Genomic DNA, 17923 nt, shown 5'->3' with positions numbered 1-17923 from the left:
GCCCGAACTGTGGACAAGATTCTGATTCGTGGGGCACGTACCCATAACCTCAAGAACGTGGACCTGACCCTGCCGCGCGACAAACTGATCGTGATCACCGGCTTGTCCGGCTCGGGTAAATCGTCGCTGGCGTTCGATACCTTGTACGCCGAAGGCCAGCGCCGCTATGTCGAGTCGCTGTCGGCCTACGCGCGGCAGTTTTTATCGATGATGGAAAAGCCCGACGTCGATCACATCGAAGGCCTCTCGCCGGCGATCTCCATCGAGCAAAAGTCCACCTCGCACAACCCTCGCTCCACTGTCGGCACGATCACCGAAATCTACGACTACCTGCGCCTGCTCTACGCCCGCGCCGGTCAACCACGCTGCCCCGACCACGACCTACCACTGGAAGCGCAAACCGTCAGCCAGATGGTCGACCAAGTGCTGGCCCTGCCCGAAGGCAGCAAGCGCATGCTGCTGGCCCCGGTGGTGCGCGAGCGTAAGGGCGAACATTTAGCCCTCTTTGATGAGCTGCGCGCGCAAGGGTTTGTGCGCGCGCGCATCGATGGTCGCCTGTACGAGCTGGACGAGCTGCCCAAGCTCGACAAGCAAAAGAAGCACTCCATCGACGTAGTGGTTGACCGCTTCAAGGTGCGCGCTGATTTACAGCAGCGCTTGGCCGAATCGTTCGAGACCGCCATCAAGCTGGCCGAAGGCGTGGCGTTGGTGGTGCCGATGGCGGATGAAGGCACCGCTGCAGAAGGCGACGAACTGGTGTTCTCCGCCCTGTTCGCTTGTCCTGCCTGTGGCCACTCGATCAGCGAGCTAGAGCCCAAGCTGTTCTCGTTCAACAACCCCGCCGGCGCTTGCCCCGGCTGCGATGGCTTGGGCCATAAGCAGTTCTTCGACCCACGCCGCTTGGTCAATCATGAACTGACGCTGGCCGAGGGCGCGATTCGCGGCTGGGACCGTCGCAACGTGTACTACTTCCAGATGCTCGGCTCGCTGGCCGAGCACTACAGCTTTAGCCTCGACGTGCCGTTTGGCGAGCTGGACGACAAGGTGCAGAAGAAAGTCCTGCAAGGCAGCGGCAAGGACGACGTGACCTTCCGCTACCTCAACGACCGTGGCGACATCGTGCGCCGCAGCCACCCGTTTGAAGGCATCATCCCCAACCTCGAACGCCGCTACCGCGAAACCGAATCGCAAAGCGTGCGCGACGAGCTGGCCAAGTACCTCAACACCCAGCCTTGCCCCGACTGCCACGGCACGCGCTTGCGCCGTGAAGCGCGGCATGTGTTTGTTGGTGATAAAACCTTGCCCGCCATTACCGCGCTGCCGGTCGGCGATGCCGGCGACTACTTCGCCACGCTCGCACTAGCAGGCCGGCGCGGCGAAATTGCCGAGAAAATCCTCAAGGAAATCCGCGAGCGTTTGCAGTTCTTGGTCAACGTTGGCTTGGATTACCTCACCCTCGACCGCAGCGCCGACACCTTGTCCGGCGGCGAAGCACAGCGGATCCGCCTCGCCAGTCAGATTGGCGCGGGCCTCGTCGGGGTGATGTACATCCTCGACGAGCCTTCCATCGGCCTGCACCAGCGTGACAACGAGCGCCTGCTGGCCACCCTCACCCACCTGCGCAACTTGGGCAACACGGTGATTGTGGTCGAGCACGACGAAGACGCCATTCGCTTAGCCGATTACGTGGTCGATATCGGCCCCGGTGCCGGTGTCCACGGCGGCCAAGTCGTGGCCGAAGGCACACCCCAGCAAGTCATGGACAACCCCGACTCGCTCACTGGGCAATACTTAAGCGGCAAAAAACAAATCGCCGTCCCCACTCAACGCACCGAGCCGGACGGCCGCGAGTTGGTGTTGGTCGGTGCGCGCGGCAACAACCTGCAGAACGTCACCTTGCGCATCCCGCTGGGCTTGCTCACTTGCGTGACCGGCGTATCCGGCTCAGGCAAGTCCACCCTGATCAACAACACCCTGTACCCGCTGGCCGCACGCGCACTCAATGGCGCGGAAAGCCTGGAGCCCGCCGCGCACGACCGTGTCGAGGGGATGAACCTGTTGGATAAGGTGGTCGATATCGACCAAAGCCCGATCGGCCGCACCCCGCGCTCCAACCCCGCGACCTACACCGGCATCTTCACCCCCATCCGCGAGCTATTTGCCGGCACGCCGGAATCGCGCGCACGCGGTTATAACCCCGGCCGTTTCTCCTTCAACGTCAAGGGCGGGCGCTGCGAGGCGTGCCAAGGCGACGGCTTGATCAAGGTTGAAATGCACTTCTTGCCCGACGTCTACGTGCCCTGCGATGTGTGCAAAGCCAAGCGCTACAACCGCGAAACCCTTGAAGTGAAGTACAAGGGCAAGAACATCCACGAAGTGCTGGAAATGACCATTGAAGACGCGCGCGCGTTTTTCGATGCCATCCCCGCGCTGGCGCGCAAGCTGCAAACGCTGATCGATGTCGGCCTGTCGTACATCAAGCTGGGACAGAGCGCCACGACCCTGTCTGGCGGTGAAGCGCAGCGGGTCAAACTGTCACGCGAGCTATCCAAGCGTGACACCGGCAAGACCCTGTATATCTTGGACGAGCCCACCACCGGCCTGCACTTTGCTGACATTCAGTTGTTGCTAGAAGTGCTGCATCGCCTTCGCGACCACGGCAACACCGTGGTGGTCATCGAGCACAATTTAGACGTGGTGAAAACCGCGGACTGGCTGGTTGATTTGGGCCCCGAAGGCGGCTCGCGGGGCGGACAAATCATCGCTTGCGGCACACCTGAGCAAGTCGCCGAAATGCCGCAGTCGCATACGGGTTACTTCTTAAAGCCGCTGCTGCAACGCGCCCGCGGCTAACGTAAAACCCCGCGCCAGGCAGAGCCGAACGCGGGGTTTTACTGAGCGGGCATGCGCTTAGCGCGCGAGCCAGGACTTAATCGTCGCTGTCATCGTCATCGCCGCTGTCATCCATGCCCAGCTCTTTGATCTTGCGCGTCAGGGTGTTGCGGCCCCAGCCCAGCAACAACGCAGCATCACGGCGACGGCCGGCGGTGTGCTTGAGCGCTGTTTCAATCATGATGCGCTCAAACGCCGGCACGGCGGTTTCTAACAAGTTATTTTGTCCGCGGGTCAGGGCTTGATCGGCCCACAAGCGCAGGCCGTCTTCCCAGTTGCCCACGGTCGTGACGACGCCACTTTGGTTGAGCAGTTCCGGCGGCAGATCATCCACCAGCACCTCGCGACCGGACGCCATGACGGTGATCCAGCGACAGGTGTTTTCCAGCTGACGCACATTGCCAGGCCATGGCAAGCCTTGCAGGTAATCGGCGGTTTCGCTTTTAAGCACCTTAGGATCGACGGTTAACTCTTGTGCCGCACGGGCCAAGAAGTGCTGCGCCAAGGTTGGGATGTCTTCGCGGCGGTCAGCCAAGCGTGGGATATGGATACGAATCACGTTTAGGCGATGGAACAAGTCCTCACGGAACTTGCCCTCTTTGACCAGGCTCTCCAAGTCTTGATGCGTCGCCGCGATGATGCGCACATCCACCCGCACCGGCGTGTGACCGCCCACGCGGTAAAACTCGCCATCGGCCAACACCCGCAGCAAGCGGGTCTGGGTGTCGGCGGGCATGTCGCCGATTTCATCCAAAAACAGCGTCCCGCCATCGGCCTGCTCAAAGCGGCCACGGCGCAAGTTAGCCGCGCCGGTAAAAGCGCCCTTTTCATGACCAAACAGCTCGGACTCCATCAAATCTTTAGGAATCGCCGCCATGTTCAGGGCAATAAACGGATTGGCCGCGCGCGGGCTATGCCGATGCAGCGCATGAGCGACCAGCTCTTTACCCGTGCCGGACTCGCCGTTAATCAATACCGTGATGTTGGAGTGGCTTAGGCGGCCGATGGCACGAAACACTTCCTGCATGGCCGGCGCTTCGCCGATGATTTCTGGCGTACGCGGCAGTTGCTCGGGCTCGCGCAGGCCTTGCTGCTCGCGGGCATGTATGCCTGCGCGCTTAACCAGCGACACGGCCTCATCGACATCAAACGGCTTGGGCAGGTATTCGAACGCACCGCCTTGATACGAGGCGACCGCGCTTTCGAGGTCCGAGTGCGCGGTCATCACAATCACCGGCAGGCGTGGCTGTTGCTCGCGGATCACCTTGAGCAAATCCAGACCGCTGGTACCGGGCATGCGAATGTCTGAAATGATCACGTCCGGCACTTGGCGCGCCAAGCGGGTGATCACACTGTCGGCATTATCAAAGGTGACGGTTTCCAGACCCTCTTGCTGCAGGGCTTTTTCTAGCACCCAGCGAATCGAGCGATCGTCATCAACAATCCAGACCGTTTCTCTCATACCGAACTTACTCCTTGCTCCAGCGGCAGGAACAGCGTGAAGGTGGTGTGGCCGGGATGGCTCTCACACTCGATCAGGCCGCCATGCTGGCTGACGATGTTCTGAGCGATGGACAGCCCAAGGCCTGTGCCTTCGGCACGCCCGCTGACCATCGGATAAAAAATAGTTTCTTGCAGCTCGCTGGGAATGCCTGGGCCGTTGTCGGTGATATCCACCCGACAAACCAAGCGATGGCGCACGTGGGCAATGGTGAACTGGCGCAATGCCCGGGTGCACAAGGTGATACGCCCCAAGCGCAGATCACTTTGCCCTTCGATGGCTTGCATGGCATTGCGCACCACGTTGAGCACGGCCTGAATCAGTTGCTCGCGGTCGGCAAACAGCTCCGGAATGCTAGGGTCGTAATCACGCACTAAGGTGATCACGCCGTCGGTTTCGGCCTTCACCAAGCTGCACACACGCTCCAAAACCTCGTGGATATTGGTCGGCACGATCACCGGCAGCTTGTTGGAGCCCAGCATGCGGTCGACCAAGTTACGCAGGCGATCCGCTTCTTCAATGATCACGTTGGTGTAATCGCGCAGGTCTTCGCTGGGCAGTTCGCGCGCTAACAGTTGCGCCGCCCCGCGAATCCCGCCCAACGGATTTTTAATCTCATGGGCTAAACCACGCACCAGCAGCTTGGTGGTTTCTTGCTTGGATAGCTGAGCTTCTTCTTTACTGATGCGCAGCGGCCGGTCTCGTGGCTCCACCTCAATCAACAGGCGGTTGTGCAACTTGCCGGGCAAGGGCGTGACCGCGTAATCCACGGTCAGGGTTTGCCCTGAGAGGGTGATCAGCTGCGCCTCACGCTTGGTGAAAGGGTGCGCTTCATTGACCGCCAAGCGTAACGACTCCAACGCTTCGGGCGACTCGGTAAACAGCTCGCTGACAAACTGACCATGGCTGCGCTGACCACTGACCGCTAACAGCATTTCTGCCGCTGGATTCATGTACTGCAAGTGCAACGCATGATCGAGCATGATCACCGCGGTGGTCAGGTTATCCAGTAGCAGTTTGTGCGGTATCTGGCTGTCAGCCATGAAGCCCCCTTGGTGCGCCGAGTTGACGACGCCATGATCAATACCAAGGGTTAGCAAGAAGCGCACCACAGCGTTAAAAGCGCCGCACCACGGTGACGCCGCCGCGCCAGCACTGGGCAGCGCAAACCTTAGTAAGGATGAATATCAGGAGCAGTGTAACGCAGCGCACCAATTTAGTGCGCGCCACGCACTAATACGGGGTTGGCTTAGCCTCGCCACCAAAGCTAGGCAGCAAGTTCGGCAGCCAAGACGGCAACAAAGAAGGCTTCTCCTCTGCCGGCTTATCGGCCAATGGGCACTCCAAACGCACACCCCAATCAGCAGCCGTGCAGGGCTGTGCTTTGCGCTTTTGCGCCAAGGTCATGCGTTGCACATGCAAGGGCTGAGTGGGCGTGCGCTCGATAATACGGCCGCGCACATCGATAATCTCCACCGCCAACTGATGGGTGCCGCGATCTAAGTTGGTGACCTCAAACACGGGGCTCGTGCTCCCTGCACCGTACACCTGACCGTTCAGCACCAGTCGATACAAGTGATCCGGATGCAGCTTGGGCTCGCTTTCAGCTGTCACGATCACGTTGCCGGCATTGTTATCACCGACATGACCGTCCGCCAGCGGGAAGAGAATCCGCAAAATGTCATAGCGCGGCGTGGCCTTTTTCAGCGGCTCAGGCTTAGTCACCACCTGCGCAGGCGCCACATCAGGCTGGTGCATGGTGTTGATCTGCGGGGTGATCTGCACCCGCGTGGCGCGCGGTGGATGCGCGCCATCGCTAAAGACCCGATTACCTTCGGCATCGATCCAGGTGTATACATCAGCGCGCACCAAAGAGGTGCACAGAAGAAACAGCCCGAGAATAACCGCGCTACGCATCAAGGCGTCGCCTTAGGCAGTGGCAACGTCGGCTTTGGCGTACCCAGCGCCACGCGCTGCACAGTAATGGTCACGCTATTGCTGCGTTGAATCTCTTTTTCGCCGGCCAACACCACTACCTGCAATTGATGAGTGCCGCGCTCGACGTTGCTGAGCGTTAACGGCCCTCTGCTGGGCTCCCCCATCGCACTGCCATCAACCAAGACTTGTAATAGATGCCCCTTAGCCAACGGCGGCTCGATCGCCAGCGCCACGTCGAAGTCGCCGTTATTAGCGCGCACCGCCTGATCGGCATTAGGGCTTGTGATCTCCAAGCGCTGATAAGCCTGCTTGGGCGCAGCATCCACCTTAAGTGCCGGCGGCAAATTGCTTGGCTCGACCTTCACGCTGTTTGGCGTGCGCACATCCACCGACTCGGCTTGGACGTCCTGCGGCGGCTTATCGGTGAGCACCACATTGCCGTTGGCGTCGGTGTAGCGATACACCTGAGCGCTAACCAAGAGCGGGAAAGCAAGGAATAACACAGCAGTTGCACGGCGCATGGCGGCCTCCTTTGGCAATACCTTAAGCCTTGCACCCTGACACGCGACTGGCAAGTGCTAGCCCTGTGCCGCGTGCTGGATTTAACGCTTTATCCACAGAAACAACAAAGCCGCCCGAAGGCGGCCTTGTTGTGAATTCCGAAGAATTACACGCTGTAGTACAGATCGTATTCCAGCGGGTGTACGAAAGTACGTACCTTGATTTCTTCTTCGCTCTTCAGCGCGATGTAAGCATCGATGAACTCATCGGTGAACACGCCACCTTTGGTCAGGAACTCACGATCGGCTGACAGCTCTTCCAGAGCTTCCTTCAGGCTGCCGCAAACTTGCGGAATGTTGGCAGCTTCTTCTGGCGGCAGGTCATACAGGTTCTTGTCGGCAGCATCGCCAGGATGAATCTTGTTCTGGATACCGTCCAGACCAGCCATCAACAGGGCAGCGAAAGCCAAGTAGGGGTTAGCTGACGGATCCGGGAAGCGAGCTTCGATACGACGAGCTTTCGGGCTAGAAACGTAAGGAATACGGATCGAAGCCGAACGGTTACGGGCCGAGTAAGCCAGCATCACAGGTGCTTCGAAACCGGGAACCAGACGCTTGTACGAGTTGGTCGACGGGTTGGTGAAGCCGTTCAGGGCCTTACCGTGCTTGATGATACCGCCGATGAAGAACAGAGCAGTGTCAGACAGACCGGCATAGCCGTCGCCAGCAAAGGTGTTCTTGCCATCTTTAGCGATAGACATGTGCACGTGCATGCCCGAACCGTTGTCGCCGTACAAAGGCTTCGGCATGAAGGTTACGGTTTTGCCGTAAGCGTCAGCCACGTTGTGTACGCAGTACTTCAGGTTCTGAACTTCGTCAGCTTTGTTCACCAGCGTGTTGAACTTAACGCCGATTTCGTTCTGACCAGCGGTCGCCACTTCGTGGTGGTGAACTTCAACTTCCTGACCCATTTCTTCCAGTGCGTTGCACATGGCAGTACGGATTTCGTGGTCATGGTCGACTGGCGGAACGGGGAAGTAACCACCTTTAACGCCCGGACGGTGGCCTTTGTTGCCAGTCTCGATGTCAGCGTCGGTGTTCCAAGAGGCCTGCTCAGAGAAAATCTTGAACATGGAGCCAGAGATATCAGACTTGAACTTCACTTCGTCGAAGATGAAGAACTCAGGCTCAGGGCCGAAGAACGCGGTATCACCGATACCAGTCGACTTCAGGTATTCCTCAGCGGCACGCGCTACGCTGCGCGGATCGCGCTCGTAGGGCTGCATGGTCGAAGGCTCGATGATGCTACAAACAACGATCAGCGTCGGCTCTTCGGTGAACGGATCCAAGACGGCAGTCGCGTCGTCCGGCATCAGAATCATGTCGGAAGCTTCGATGCCTTTCCAGCCAGCGATGGAAGAACCATCGAACATCTTGCCTTCTTCGAAGGTTTCTTCAGTGAAGTCACGCGCCGGCATGGTCACGTGCTGCTGCTTACCCTTGGTATCAGTGAAGCGCAGGTCTACCCACTTCACTTCGTTGTCTTTGATTAGTTGAAGCGACTTCTTCGACATGGATGTCCTCCAGAACGTGTGTCGTGCGAGCTTATTCGGCCCAGTATCTAGCGGTTACTCGACTTGCGAAAACCTTGCACTGGTAAAGGCAATATGTGTGCCAGACCCCAAACCGCGCTGGAGCCCCCCAAAAAGTGCGCTCCTAAGCTACGAGCAGGGCACGAGCGGGTCAATAGCGCACCAAAATGTTTCTGCGATTTTCTTGATTGCACCAAAACAGCGCACGACGCAGTTAAAAGCAGACTTTGGCTGATTTTTAACCGCTAAGCGCCTATAATTCGCGCCCTTTTATTTTCTTCACGTGTTGCCCATGAAATTGGTCGTTAAGGTGTTCGCTGAGATCACCATTAAAAGCCGCCCGGTGCGCAAAAACTTCATCCGTCAATTGCGGCGCAACATCCGCAATGACTTGCGCCTGATCGATCCCGAGATCACCGTCAGCGGCGAATGGGACAACCTGCAAGTTGAAACCCTAGCCAATGACGAGCGCAGCCGTGCGCAGTTGGTCGAACGCTTAAAGTGCATTCCCGGTGTCGCCAACTTTTTAGAAGTGTGGGAATACCCACTGATCGATATCGACACCATTTATCAGCAATGCCGTGAACATTTTGGTGCACAGCTGCCGGGCAAAACCTTTGCCGTGCGCTGTAAACGCGCGGGCAAGCATGAGTTCACCTCGCAAGACGTTGAGCGCTATGTCGGCGGTGGTTTAAACCAGCACTGCGGCGCGGCAGGTGTCGAGCTGCGTCGCCCTGAGCTGCTGCTGCGCATCGAGATTCGCCACCAGCAAGTCTTTATCGTGCGCGCCCAGCACGCCGGTATCGGCGGCTACCCACTCGGCACCATGGATCAAGTCCTGACGCTGATGTCCGGCGGCTTTGACTCCACCGTCGCGGCGTATCAAATGCTACGTCGCGGCCTGACCACGCACTTTGTGTTTTTCAACTTAGGCGGTCGCGCGCATGAGCTGGGCGTTAAAGAAGTCGCCCACTTCATCTGGCAAAAGTACGCCCGCGCGCACAAGCTGCTGTTTGTTACCGTGCCCTTTGAAGGTGTGGTCGGCGAAATCTTAAGCCAAGTCGATAACAGCCAGATGGGCGTGGTGCTCAAGCGCATGATGCTGCGTGCCGCCACCCAAGTGGCCGACGAGCTGGAAATCGCCACCCTCGTCACCGGCGAGGCAGTCGGCCAAGTCTCCAGCCAGACCCTGCCCAACCTCGGCATCATCGATCGTGCCAGCGACAAGCTGGTGCTGCGCCCGCTGGTGGTTAGCCACAAGCAAGACATCATTGATACCGCCGATGCCATTGGCACCGGCGATTACGCGCGCAACATGCCCGAGTACTGCGGGGTGATTTCGGTCAACCCCACCACGCGTGCCTGCCCACGGCGCATTGCGCGTGAAGAAGAAAAGTTCGACATGGCGGTGCTTGAGCAAGCGGTCAGCCAAGCCACTTACACCAGCATGTCGCGGGTGATCGACGAGCTTAGCGAGCAGGTCAATGTCGAGATGGTCGACAGCATCACGCCCGGCCAAGTGCTGTTGGATATTCGTCATCCCGACGAAATCGACGAAGCACCGCTGACGTTGCCCGCCGATATCGAGCGCCGTGAGCTACCCTTTTACGCCATCAACAGCCAGTTCAAGCAACTGGATGAGAACCGCCAATACCTGCTGTATTGCAGCCGGGGCGTGATGAGCCGCCTGCACGCCCAACACTTGGTCAGTGAAGGCTTTACCAATGTGCGGGTCTATCGCCCGGCACCGCAGCTGCACGCTGCAAGCGACAAGCCCCAAGGCGGTACGGCGTGAAAACATGCCGCATTCGCCGCAATCACCGCTGGCTCAGCCATCCGCCCGATCGTCAGGCGCCGCTGAACCCGTAACCTTTTTGCTTTTTACTTGCAGCTTGACGCTTAAAGCTTGCAGCACTTTTTAGGAAAACACTGTGATCGAGAATCTACGCAACATCGCCATCATTGCCCACGTTGACCATGGCAAAACCACCCTTGTCGACAAGCTGCTCAAGCTGTCTGGCACCCTGGACCGTAAAGAGCTCGAAAGCGAGCGCGTGATGGACTCCAACGATCAGGAAAAAGAGCGCGGCATTACCATTCTGGCCAAGAACACCGCCCTGAAGTGGAACGGCTACGACATCAACATCGTCGACACCCCCGGCCACGCCGACTTCGGCGGCGAAGTTGAGCGCGTTATGAGCATGGTGGACTCGGTGCTGCTGGTGGTCGACGCCCAAGACGGCCCGATGCCACAAACCCGCTTCGTGACCCAGAAGGCGTTTAAAGCCGGTCTGCGTCCGATCGTTGTGGTGAACAAGATTGACCGTCCGGGCGCGCGTCCGGATTGGGTGATCGACCAGATCTTCGACCTGTTCGACAACCTCGGCGCTACCGAAGAGCAGCTGGACTTCCCGATTGTCTACGCCAGCGCCCTGAACGGCATTGCCGGCATGGACCACGAGAACATGGACGACCACATGGACGCCCTGTTCCAAGCCATCGTTGACCACGTACCGGCGCCGCAAGTCGACGTTGACGGCCCATTCCAGATGCAAATTTCGCAACTGGACTACAACAGCTTCCTCGGCGTGATCGGCATCGGCCGTATCGCCCGCGGCACCATCAAGGCTAACTCGCCGGTGATCGCCATTGGCGACGACGGCAAGAAGCGCCAAGGCCGCATCCTCAAGATCATGGGTCACTCGGGCCTGCAGCGCGTAGAAGTTGCCGAAGCACAAGCCGGCGACATCGTCTGCGTTAGCGGCATGGACGAGCTGTACATCTCCGACACCCTGTGTGACATGCAGAACGTTGAAGCTCTGCCGCCGCTGTCGGTGGACGAGCCCACCGTGAGCATGACGTTCCAAGTCAACGACTCGCCCTTCTGCGGTAAAGAAGGCAAGTTCGTCACCAGCCGCAACATCAAAGAGCGTCTGGAAAAAGAACTGCTGCACAACGTGGCGCTGCGCGTTGAAGAAGGCGACAGTGCGGATAAGTTCAAGGTCTCTGGCCGTGGCGAACTGCACCTGTCGGTACTGATCGAAACCATGCGCCGCGAAGGCTTCGAGCTGGCCGTAGGCCGCCCAGAAGTGGTGATCAAAGAAGTCGACGGCGAGAAGCAAGAGCCCTACGAAAACGTCATCATCGACATCGAAGAACAGCACCAAGGCCCGATCATGGAGCAGTTCGGCCTGCGTAAAGGCGACCTGACCAACATGGTGCCCGATGGCAAAGGTCGTATTCGTTTGGAATACACCGTACCGGCTCGCGGCCTGATCGGTTTCCGTAACGCCTTCCTGACCATGACTTCAGGCAGCGGCATCCTGACCTCAACCTTCAGCCACTACGGCCCGATCAAGGCCGGTGATGTGGGCCACCGCCTGAACGGCGTGCTGGTGTCGATGGCGACGGGTAAGGCGCTGACTTACTCGCTGGAAACCCTGCAAGATCGCGGCAAGCTGTTCCTGGAGCCGGGCCAAGACATTTACGAAGGCCAGCTGTGTGGTATCAACAGCCGCGACAACGATCTGGTGATCAACCCCACCAAGGGTAAGAAGCTGGACAACATGCGCGCCTCCGGTAAAGACGAAACCATCGCTCTGGTACCGCCGATCAAGTTCAGCCTTGAGCAAGCGCTGGAGTTCATCGATGACGACGAACTGGTCGAAGTGACGCCGAAGTCGATTCGTCTGCGTAAGAAGTACCTGAACGAAAACGATCGTAAGCGTTACGAGCGCAGCAAGGTTTAAGCCTTAGCCTACCAACAAAAAGCCGGGCCTGATGTCATTCAGGCCCGGCTTTTTTATGCGCCCAATAGCACTCAGCGCACTAGCCCGCCGGACGCTCACGCAAGGTTAAGCCTTTCAAGAAATAGCGCAGCAGTTGGTCGCCACACACGCGGTAATTGCTATGCCCGGCCTTACGGAATAAAGCACTAAGCTCGGCCTTGGACAGCGCGAAGTCGACCGAGCGGAAGATGTCTTGCAGGTCATCATCTTTGAGTTCGAAAGCCACGCGCATTTTTTTCAGGATTTGGTTATTGCTCATCGGCAACTCGATCGACTGCGGCGGCCGGCTGTCATCGCGCCCACGCTTAAACACCACCAAGGCATTTAAAAAGTGCGCCAGCACCTCGTCGCCACAAACCTTAAAGTCAGGCTCGTCATCTCTTTTCAGGTAAGCGCTCATGTCGCTTGGCGCGACGTTAAAGCCCAGCTGCTGAACCATCTCCGCCATGCTGGCGTCGTTAATATCCAGCAAATAGCGCACGCTGCGCAGCACATCGTTGTTGAGCATAAAAGGGGTTGTCCTATTGAAAAAGAAAAGCGTTAGAGGCGCACACAGCGCGGATTAGAAGCGCTCATTCGGCGCGCAGTAACGCCATTGCCCTTGGGCTAACTTACCCATGGCCACGCCGCCAATGCGGATGCGCTTGGCACTGACAATACGCAGCCCAACACTGGCGCACAGCTGCGTTAGCAGGCCTGGGCGAAGATCTTTGAAAGCAAAACGCAGCCGCTGCTCACTTTGCCAACTGGCTTTGACGGGCGGCAGGTCATAGCCTTGATAAGTACCGCCCCGCGCCAAGCGCTTGAGGCCGTTATCGGGCATGCTGCCGTCCACCTCGACGATGTATTCCTGCTCCAGCTTACGGGCGTCGTCGATCAGTTTGCGTAAGGTGCGCCAATCTTGGCTAAACACCAGCAGACCGGCGGCGCCGACATGCAAAGGCAGGGTGGGTTTTTGCCGCTCTAAATGACTGCTCAGCACGCGCTGCATGTCGCGATGCGCAGGGCTTAAGTTGGCCCGCGTGAGCAACTGCATGGTTTCTTCCAGCGTCACGTTGGCCGGCGCATGCAAGAGCAAGGTCGCCGGTTGCGGCTTGGTCAAGACAGCATCCGGCAAGAGCGCCACGCGGTGCTCAAGCACTTTAAAGTGCGGCTGTTCGACCACGACACCGTCCACGGTCACCCAACCGCCTTCGATATACAGCTCAGCCTCGCGGCGCGAACAGCCAACGAGGGCCATCAGGTGTTTAGACAAACGAACGGGATCAGTCATAACAACGCCGGTTTTGCAAAGGGCGGGCATTGTACCCCCTTGCGCTGCCACAAGAGCGGCATATTGACCATCTCACGGCGGCCATCACCCCGGCTCATGCGTTAACGGCAACTCAAAATAAAAGGTGCTGCCGCGCCCCACCACACTGGTAAAGCCGATCTCGCCGCCCATCGCTTCGATCAGGGCCTTACTGATGCTCAAGCCCAGCCCTGTGCCGCCACGCTGGCGGGTGTCCGAGCTATCGGCCTGGGCGAACCTAGCGAAGATGCGGCCTCGAAACTCATCGGCAATCCCTGGGCCGTTGTCCACCACCGCCACATGCACGCGCCCCGCTGAACTGCGGGCACGAATCAGCACTTGCTCACCGGCAGGGGAAAACTTCACCGCATTGGAAATCAGATTACTCAACACCTGTTGCAAGCTTTGCGCATCCACCGCCACTTGGTCGTCGGGGCTTAAGCCGGCCCAGTCATCACACAGGCGGACTTGATAGTGGCTGGCAAAACCTTGGTTAAGTACCAAGGCCTCCGCCAGTAAGGCCTGCAGCGAGTGCACGTTAAGGTCGAGCTGTTTATGCCCAAGCTCCAAACGTTCGATATCCAGAATATCGTTGACCAGCGCCACCAAGCGCTCGGCATTGCTGCGGCTAATTTCGATCAACTGTTTGGCTTGCTCGCTCAACTCCCCCGCGACGCCGCCCATCAACAGGCCCAGCGAGCCTTTGATCGAGGTCAGCGGGGTGCGCAGCTCGTGACTCACCGTGGCCACGAACTCTCGCTTCATGCGCTCGACTTGCTTGCGACTCGACACATCCCGCAGCAAGGCTAAATAACGAATACCGGCCGGCAGCTGGTAGCAACTTAGGCTCACCTCGACATCCAGTGGCCGCTGCTGCACGTCGCGCAGCATCCACTCTTGGCGCTGCTCTAAACCTTCGGCGAGCAAAACCGGCACATCTTCGACGCTGACCAACACATCTTGCAGCCCAAGCTTTTCATAGCGTTCAGGCAGTGCCAACAACTGGATAGCAGCAGGGTTGGCGCGCAGAAAACGCCCGTCTCTATCCATGATCACGATGCCTTCGGCGGCGTTATTAAGCACCGAGGTCACTTCAAACGTGCGCTCGCGCACCAACGCGGCGACCACCTGCGCGCGTCCTGAGGTGGCCAATAAAAACACCGTCAGCAACACACACAGCAGCAAGCCGCTGGTCAGCAATAACCACGGCTGTAAGTCTTGATGGCGCTGCAAATACGCTGCGCTAGGCGCGATTGTCAACTGCAACTCGCGCCCAGCAAAATACAGGGTATGACTCAGCACTAAGGGCTGCGCGTAGGCTGGCACGGCAGGCGATGCCGGCCCAACCATCAAGCCACCGTGTTCAGGCCCGACATCGCGGATGGTGAGAGACAAGTCCTCCGTGGCGGCATAGCTGTTGAGTGCCCCTTCGGCAATCTCAGCCACGCGCACCGCTGCCACCGCAAAACCGCGCAAATACAAAGCCCGCTGCTCTTCCACCAAGGGCCCCGGCGCCACCCAGTAGGAGGGCTGAAACAGCAAAGTGGCCATAACTTTTTTGTCGCCCTGTACCAGCTGCACAGGGCCGGTCATACCTAGCTTGCCCTTATCGCGCGCGTACTCTAAGGCGGCGCGACGTACCGGCTCAGTCAGCAGGTCCAAGCCCAACGCACGCTCATTACCTTGCAGCGGATAGATATAACCTACCGGCACATACTCGCTGCGCTTAGCGGCGGCGACCAGCAAGCCACCTTGAAACTCGTTAATGCGATACCCCCGATGATACGACTGCAGGCGCGTCTCAAAGCTTTGGCGCTCGTACATCATCACCAGCGGATTCCAACTCACCGCCTGCAAGCCCGGGTAGTCTTGCTCCATGCCATCCACAAAACGGCTGAAGTCCTTGTCGGTGACAAAGGTTGAGGCGGCAAAAAACCGCTCGATGCCATGCAGCGCGGTGCCATAACGGTTAATCCGCGCTTCAAAGTTGGCAAAGATTAGCTGGGCTTGCTGCTGAAACTCCAAGCGCACACGCTCTTGCTGCGCATCGCTGACGCGGATAAAGATAAACAGCATAATCGCGCAACTGACCAGCAAGGGCAGCGCCACGGTCAGCAAGCGCGGCCGCCAAACGCTGCGCGGCTTGGCAAACAGAATCAATACCAGTGGCGCCGCTAGCATCACCCCAATACTGTCGCCCAGCCACCAAGTCCACGCGCTGAACAGCCACTGCTCTGCCCCGATAACCCCGCCCAACAACAAGCAACTGGCGCCCACCACGGCACTCAGCACGCAAGTCATCGGGCCGGCCAGCAGCAACCAGCGAATAATGCTCAACTCCTGCTGCAGCAAGTCCTCCGCGCCGACATAACGCCGCACCAACCACACAGCCAAGGCGCACTGCGCAGTGGAGCCCAGTGCAATCCCCAGCGCGACCGGTAGATTCGCCAGCAGAAAGGCAAAACCACTGCCGCTGCCTAAGCTCAAATTCATTAACGTTGAGCCCAGCAACACCCCCCACAACAAGGGATAGCCCCACAGCAGCACCGCCGCGACGGCGATGCCCAGCGCCGGAAAAATAGCGGTGACAAAGCCCGGCGGAATCGCCAACAGCAAGCCCAAACGGCCAAACAGCACATACGCCACGGCCAGCAGCACAATCGCCAGCGCACGCCCCGCGTAAGGAATGGCAAAGGGATTCCATCGTGGTGCTTGATTACTCACGCGCTGTGCTCCTCGCTCTGCGCTGCTGCAACAAAATCAGCATAGAAGGTAGCCCCTGAGTCCGGCGGACTCTCGCACCACAGCGCACCGCCCATGCGTTGCATCAGGCCAAAACTGATGGCCAGCCCAAGCCCTGTGCTTTTGGTTTCCCGCGTGTTATCGCTGTGCGCTTGGCTAAAGGGCTGGAACAGCTTGTCTTGAAAATCCGCCGGCACGCCAGTGCCTTGATCACTGACGGCTACCCGCCAAAACGGTGGATGCGCGCTGATTGACACCGTGACGATGCCGCCCTCAGGGCTAAATTTAATCGCGTTAGACAGCAGGTTTAGCAACACCTGTTGTGCGCGACCAGCATCGAGCTGCGCCCGCGCTTGCGAGGCACCACCCACCTGCACAGTGAGGCGTTTTTCTTGCGCTAGGCTGTGCACTGTTTCCACGCTTTGTGCCACTTGCTCGATGAGATCATGCACGACTAAATCAAACGCCAAGCGTTCGGCCTGCATTTTCTCAAAGTCGAGAATATCGTTGACCAGACCAGCCAAGCGCTCACCGCCACGCAGGGACAGGTTGAGTATTTGTTGGCCTTGCTCATCCAGCTGTTGCTGATACAGCCCATCCAACAAGCGAATAGAGCCCAGCAACGCAGTCAGCGGCGTACGCAGCTCGTGGCTCACCATAGCTGCGAATTGGCTTTTGGTTTCATCCATGTGCTTTTCCGCGCTGATGTCCTGCAGCGCACAAATCAGCTGATCGCTGCCTTGCTCACGGATCAAGAACATCCGTGCCCACAGGTGCCTATCAGGCCACTGCAACTGCAGCTCGAACGGCGCACTGGTGCCGGTGCAGGTCATCGCTTGGGCATGGGTGCGCAAGGCGTTTTGCGCCTCAGCGCTGAAGCCTGGTAGATCTTCCAGCGCAAGGTGCTGCACAGAGCACCCCAGCATCGTCTGCGCCGTCGGGCTTAAGTTGACCCGCAACGAGCGGCGCTCAAGGCGGAAATAACACATACCGCCGGCCTTCAATGCCAACTCCAACCGTCGTGATAGCTGGCTTAAGCGGGCCGCACTGGTCACGCTATTACGGTACAGGCCCAACACATGCTGACTCATATTGCGCGCTAACAGCGCCAGCACCATCAGCGCAATCAGACAGCCCAATAACGTGCCGGCAATGCTCGGCGGCACATTCAGCGCCAACAAACCTTGGTGTTCCAGCACCCCGACCAGCAGTAAGCTCGCGCCCGACAAGCTAAAAGCGCACCACGCCAGTAAGCGCTCACCGCTCAGCGCGCCCGCTACGGCCAGCGCCAGCAGGGTTGGCATTGGCACCGCATTTAAGGTGCCTGCGGTTAACAACAACAATGTTAATACGCCCCAAAAACTCAGCCACGCCACCACCAAAGCGGCGCGCGGCTTAAGGCGCAGCAGCATGTACAGGCACCAGAGCAAAATAGGCAGTTCAACCGCCAGCATGATCAAGGCACGCTGGGCCCGCACCGTCTCGCCACCGAGCCACAGCAACACCGTCGCCGCGGGCATCATCACCAACACCGTGGTGATCAAGGTACGTGCGATGCCGGCTTGAATACTGCGCTGGGATTGCTGGTGTAGCGCCACCTGCATGCACAAGGCTCCTGTTGAATAAACGGCATGAGGGCCGTCGCCCCACTGTTAACATCATTGCAGGGAGTTCGGCCT

12 protein-coding genes are annotated in these 17923 nt (G+C 58.7%); 3 read left to right on the top strand and 9 right to left on the bottom strand.

Translation table 11 applies throughout. The annotated features are described in order from the left end of the window. The first annotated feature begins 9 nt into the window (after positions 1-9). Positions 10-2853, top strand: a complete 2844-nt coding sequence (uvrA, locus tag MKI83_RS04010) for an excinuclease ABC subunit UvrA (RefSeq protein ID WP_241583533.1) — start codon at positions 10-12, stop codon at positions 2851-2853. Between the two features lie 76 nt (positions 2854-2929). On the opposite strand, the gene ntrC is transcribed toward uvrA, so the two are convergent. From ntrC to glnA, 5 genes are all read right to left on the bottom strand, one after another. Then, a complete protein-coding gene (ntrC, locus tag MKI83_RS04005) occupies positions 2930-4354 on the bottom strand; it encodes a nitrogen regulation protein NR(I) (protein ID WP_241583532.1) in 1425 nt (474 codons plus the stop codon). Then, a complete protein-coding gene (gene glnL, locus MKI83_RS04000; RefSeq protein ID WP_241583530.1) occupies positions 4351-5436 on the bottom strand; it encodes a nitrogen regulation protein NR(II) in 1086 nt (361 codons plus the stop codon). Before glnL ends, ntrC begins: the two co-directional genes overlap by 4 nt. Before the next feature lie 190 nt (positions 5437-5626). Next, entirely contained in the window at positions 5627-6310 is a 684-nt protein-coding gene (locus tag MKI83_RS03995) for a DUF4124 domain-containing protein (protein WP_241583528.1), read from the bottom strand. Continuing rightward, a complete protein-coding gene (locus MKI83_RS03990) occupies positions 6310-6852 on the bottom strand; it encodes a DUF4124 domain-containing protein (RefSeq protein WP_241583526.1) in 543 nt (180 codons plus the stop codon). The genes MKI83_RS03995 and MKI83_RS03990 overlap by 1 nt, the downstream gene beginning before the upstream one ends. Positions 6853-6998: 146 nt before the next feature. Beyond that, positions 6999-8405, bottom strand: a complete 1407-nt coding sequence (gene glnA, locus MKI83_RS03985; RefSeq protein ID WP_241583524.1) for a glutamate--ammonia ligase — start codon at positions 8403-8405, stop codon at positions 6999-7001. Between the two features lie 310 nt (positions 8406-8715). Here glnA and thiI point away from each other — a divergent pair, with 310 nt between their 5' ends. Together thiI and typA are read left to right on the top strand one after the other, a co-directional pair. Beyond that, positions 8716-10218: a tRNA uracil 4-sulfurtransferase ThiI gene (gene thiI / locus MKI83_RS03980; protein ID WP_241583523.1), complete on the top strand. Its 1503-nt coding sequence runs from the start codon at positions 8716-8718 to the stop codon at positions 10216-10218. Positions 10219-10354: 136 nt separating this feature from the next. Next, positions 10355-12172 (top strand): translational GTPase TypA, encoded by a 1818-nt coding sequence (gene typA / locus MKI83_RS03975; protein ID WP_241583521.1) that lies wholly within the window; start codon positions 10355-10357, stop codon positions 12170-12172. Positions 12173-12251: 79 nt separating this feature from the next. Here typA and MKI83_RS03970 read toward each other — a convergent pair whose 3' ends face one another. From MKI83_RS03970 to MKI83_RS03955, 4 genes are all read right to left on the bottom strand, one after another. Beyond that, on the bottom strand, positions 12252-12719 hold the full coding sequence (locus MKI83_RS03970) for a YehS family protein (protein WP_241583520.1): 468 nt from the start codon (positions 12717-12719) through the stop codon (positions 12252-12254). Positions 12720-12773: 54 nt separating this feature from the next. Further along, positions 12774-13484 carry an rRNA pseudouridine synthase gene (locus tag MKI83_RS03965; RefSeq protein WP_241583519.1) on the bottom strand — a complete coding sequence of 237 codons (711 nt, stop codon included), beginning with the start codon at positions 13482-13484 and terminating at the stop codon, positions 12774-12776. Positions 13485-13568: 84 nt separating this feature from the next. Further along, complete coding sequence (locus MKI83_RS03960) at positions 13569-16226, bottom strand: CHASE domain-containing protein (protein ID WP_241583518.1); 2658 nt, start codon at positions 16224-16226, stop codon at positions 13569-13571. After that, positions 16223-17848 carry a sensor histidine kinase gene (locus MKI83_RS03955; protein WP_241583517.1) on the bottom strand — a complete coding sequence of 542 codons (1626 nt, stop codon included), beginning with the start codon at positions 17846-17848 and terminating at the stop codon, positions 16223-16225. The genes MKI83_RS03960 and MKI83_RS03955 overlap by 4 nt, the downstream gene beginning before the upstream one ends. Positions 17849-17923: the final 75 nt, after the last annotated feature.

Origin of the sequence: Atopomonas sediminilitoris, from assembly GCF_022601735.1 — a bacterium.
Taxonomy (GTDB): domain Bacteria; phylum Pseudomonadota; class Gammaproteobacteria; order Pseudomonadales; family Pseudomonadaceae; genus Atopomonas; species Atopomonas sediminilitoris.
Note: the sequence above shows the minus strand (reverse complement) of the source record. Positions and strands in the feature narration are given on the sequence as shown.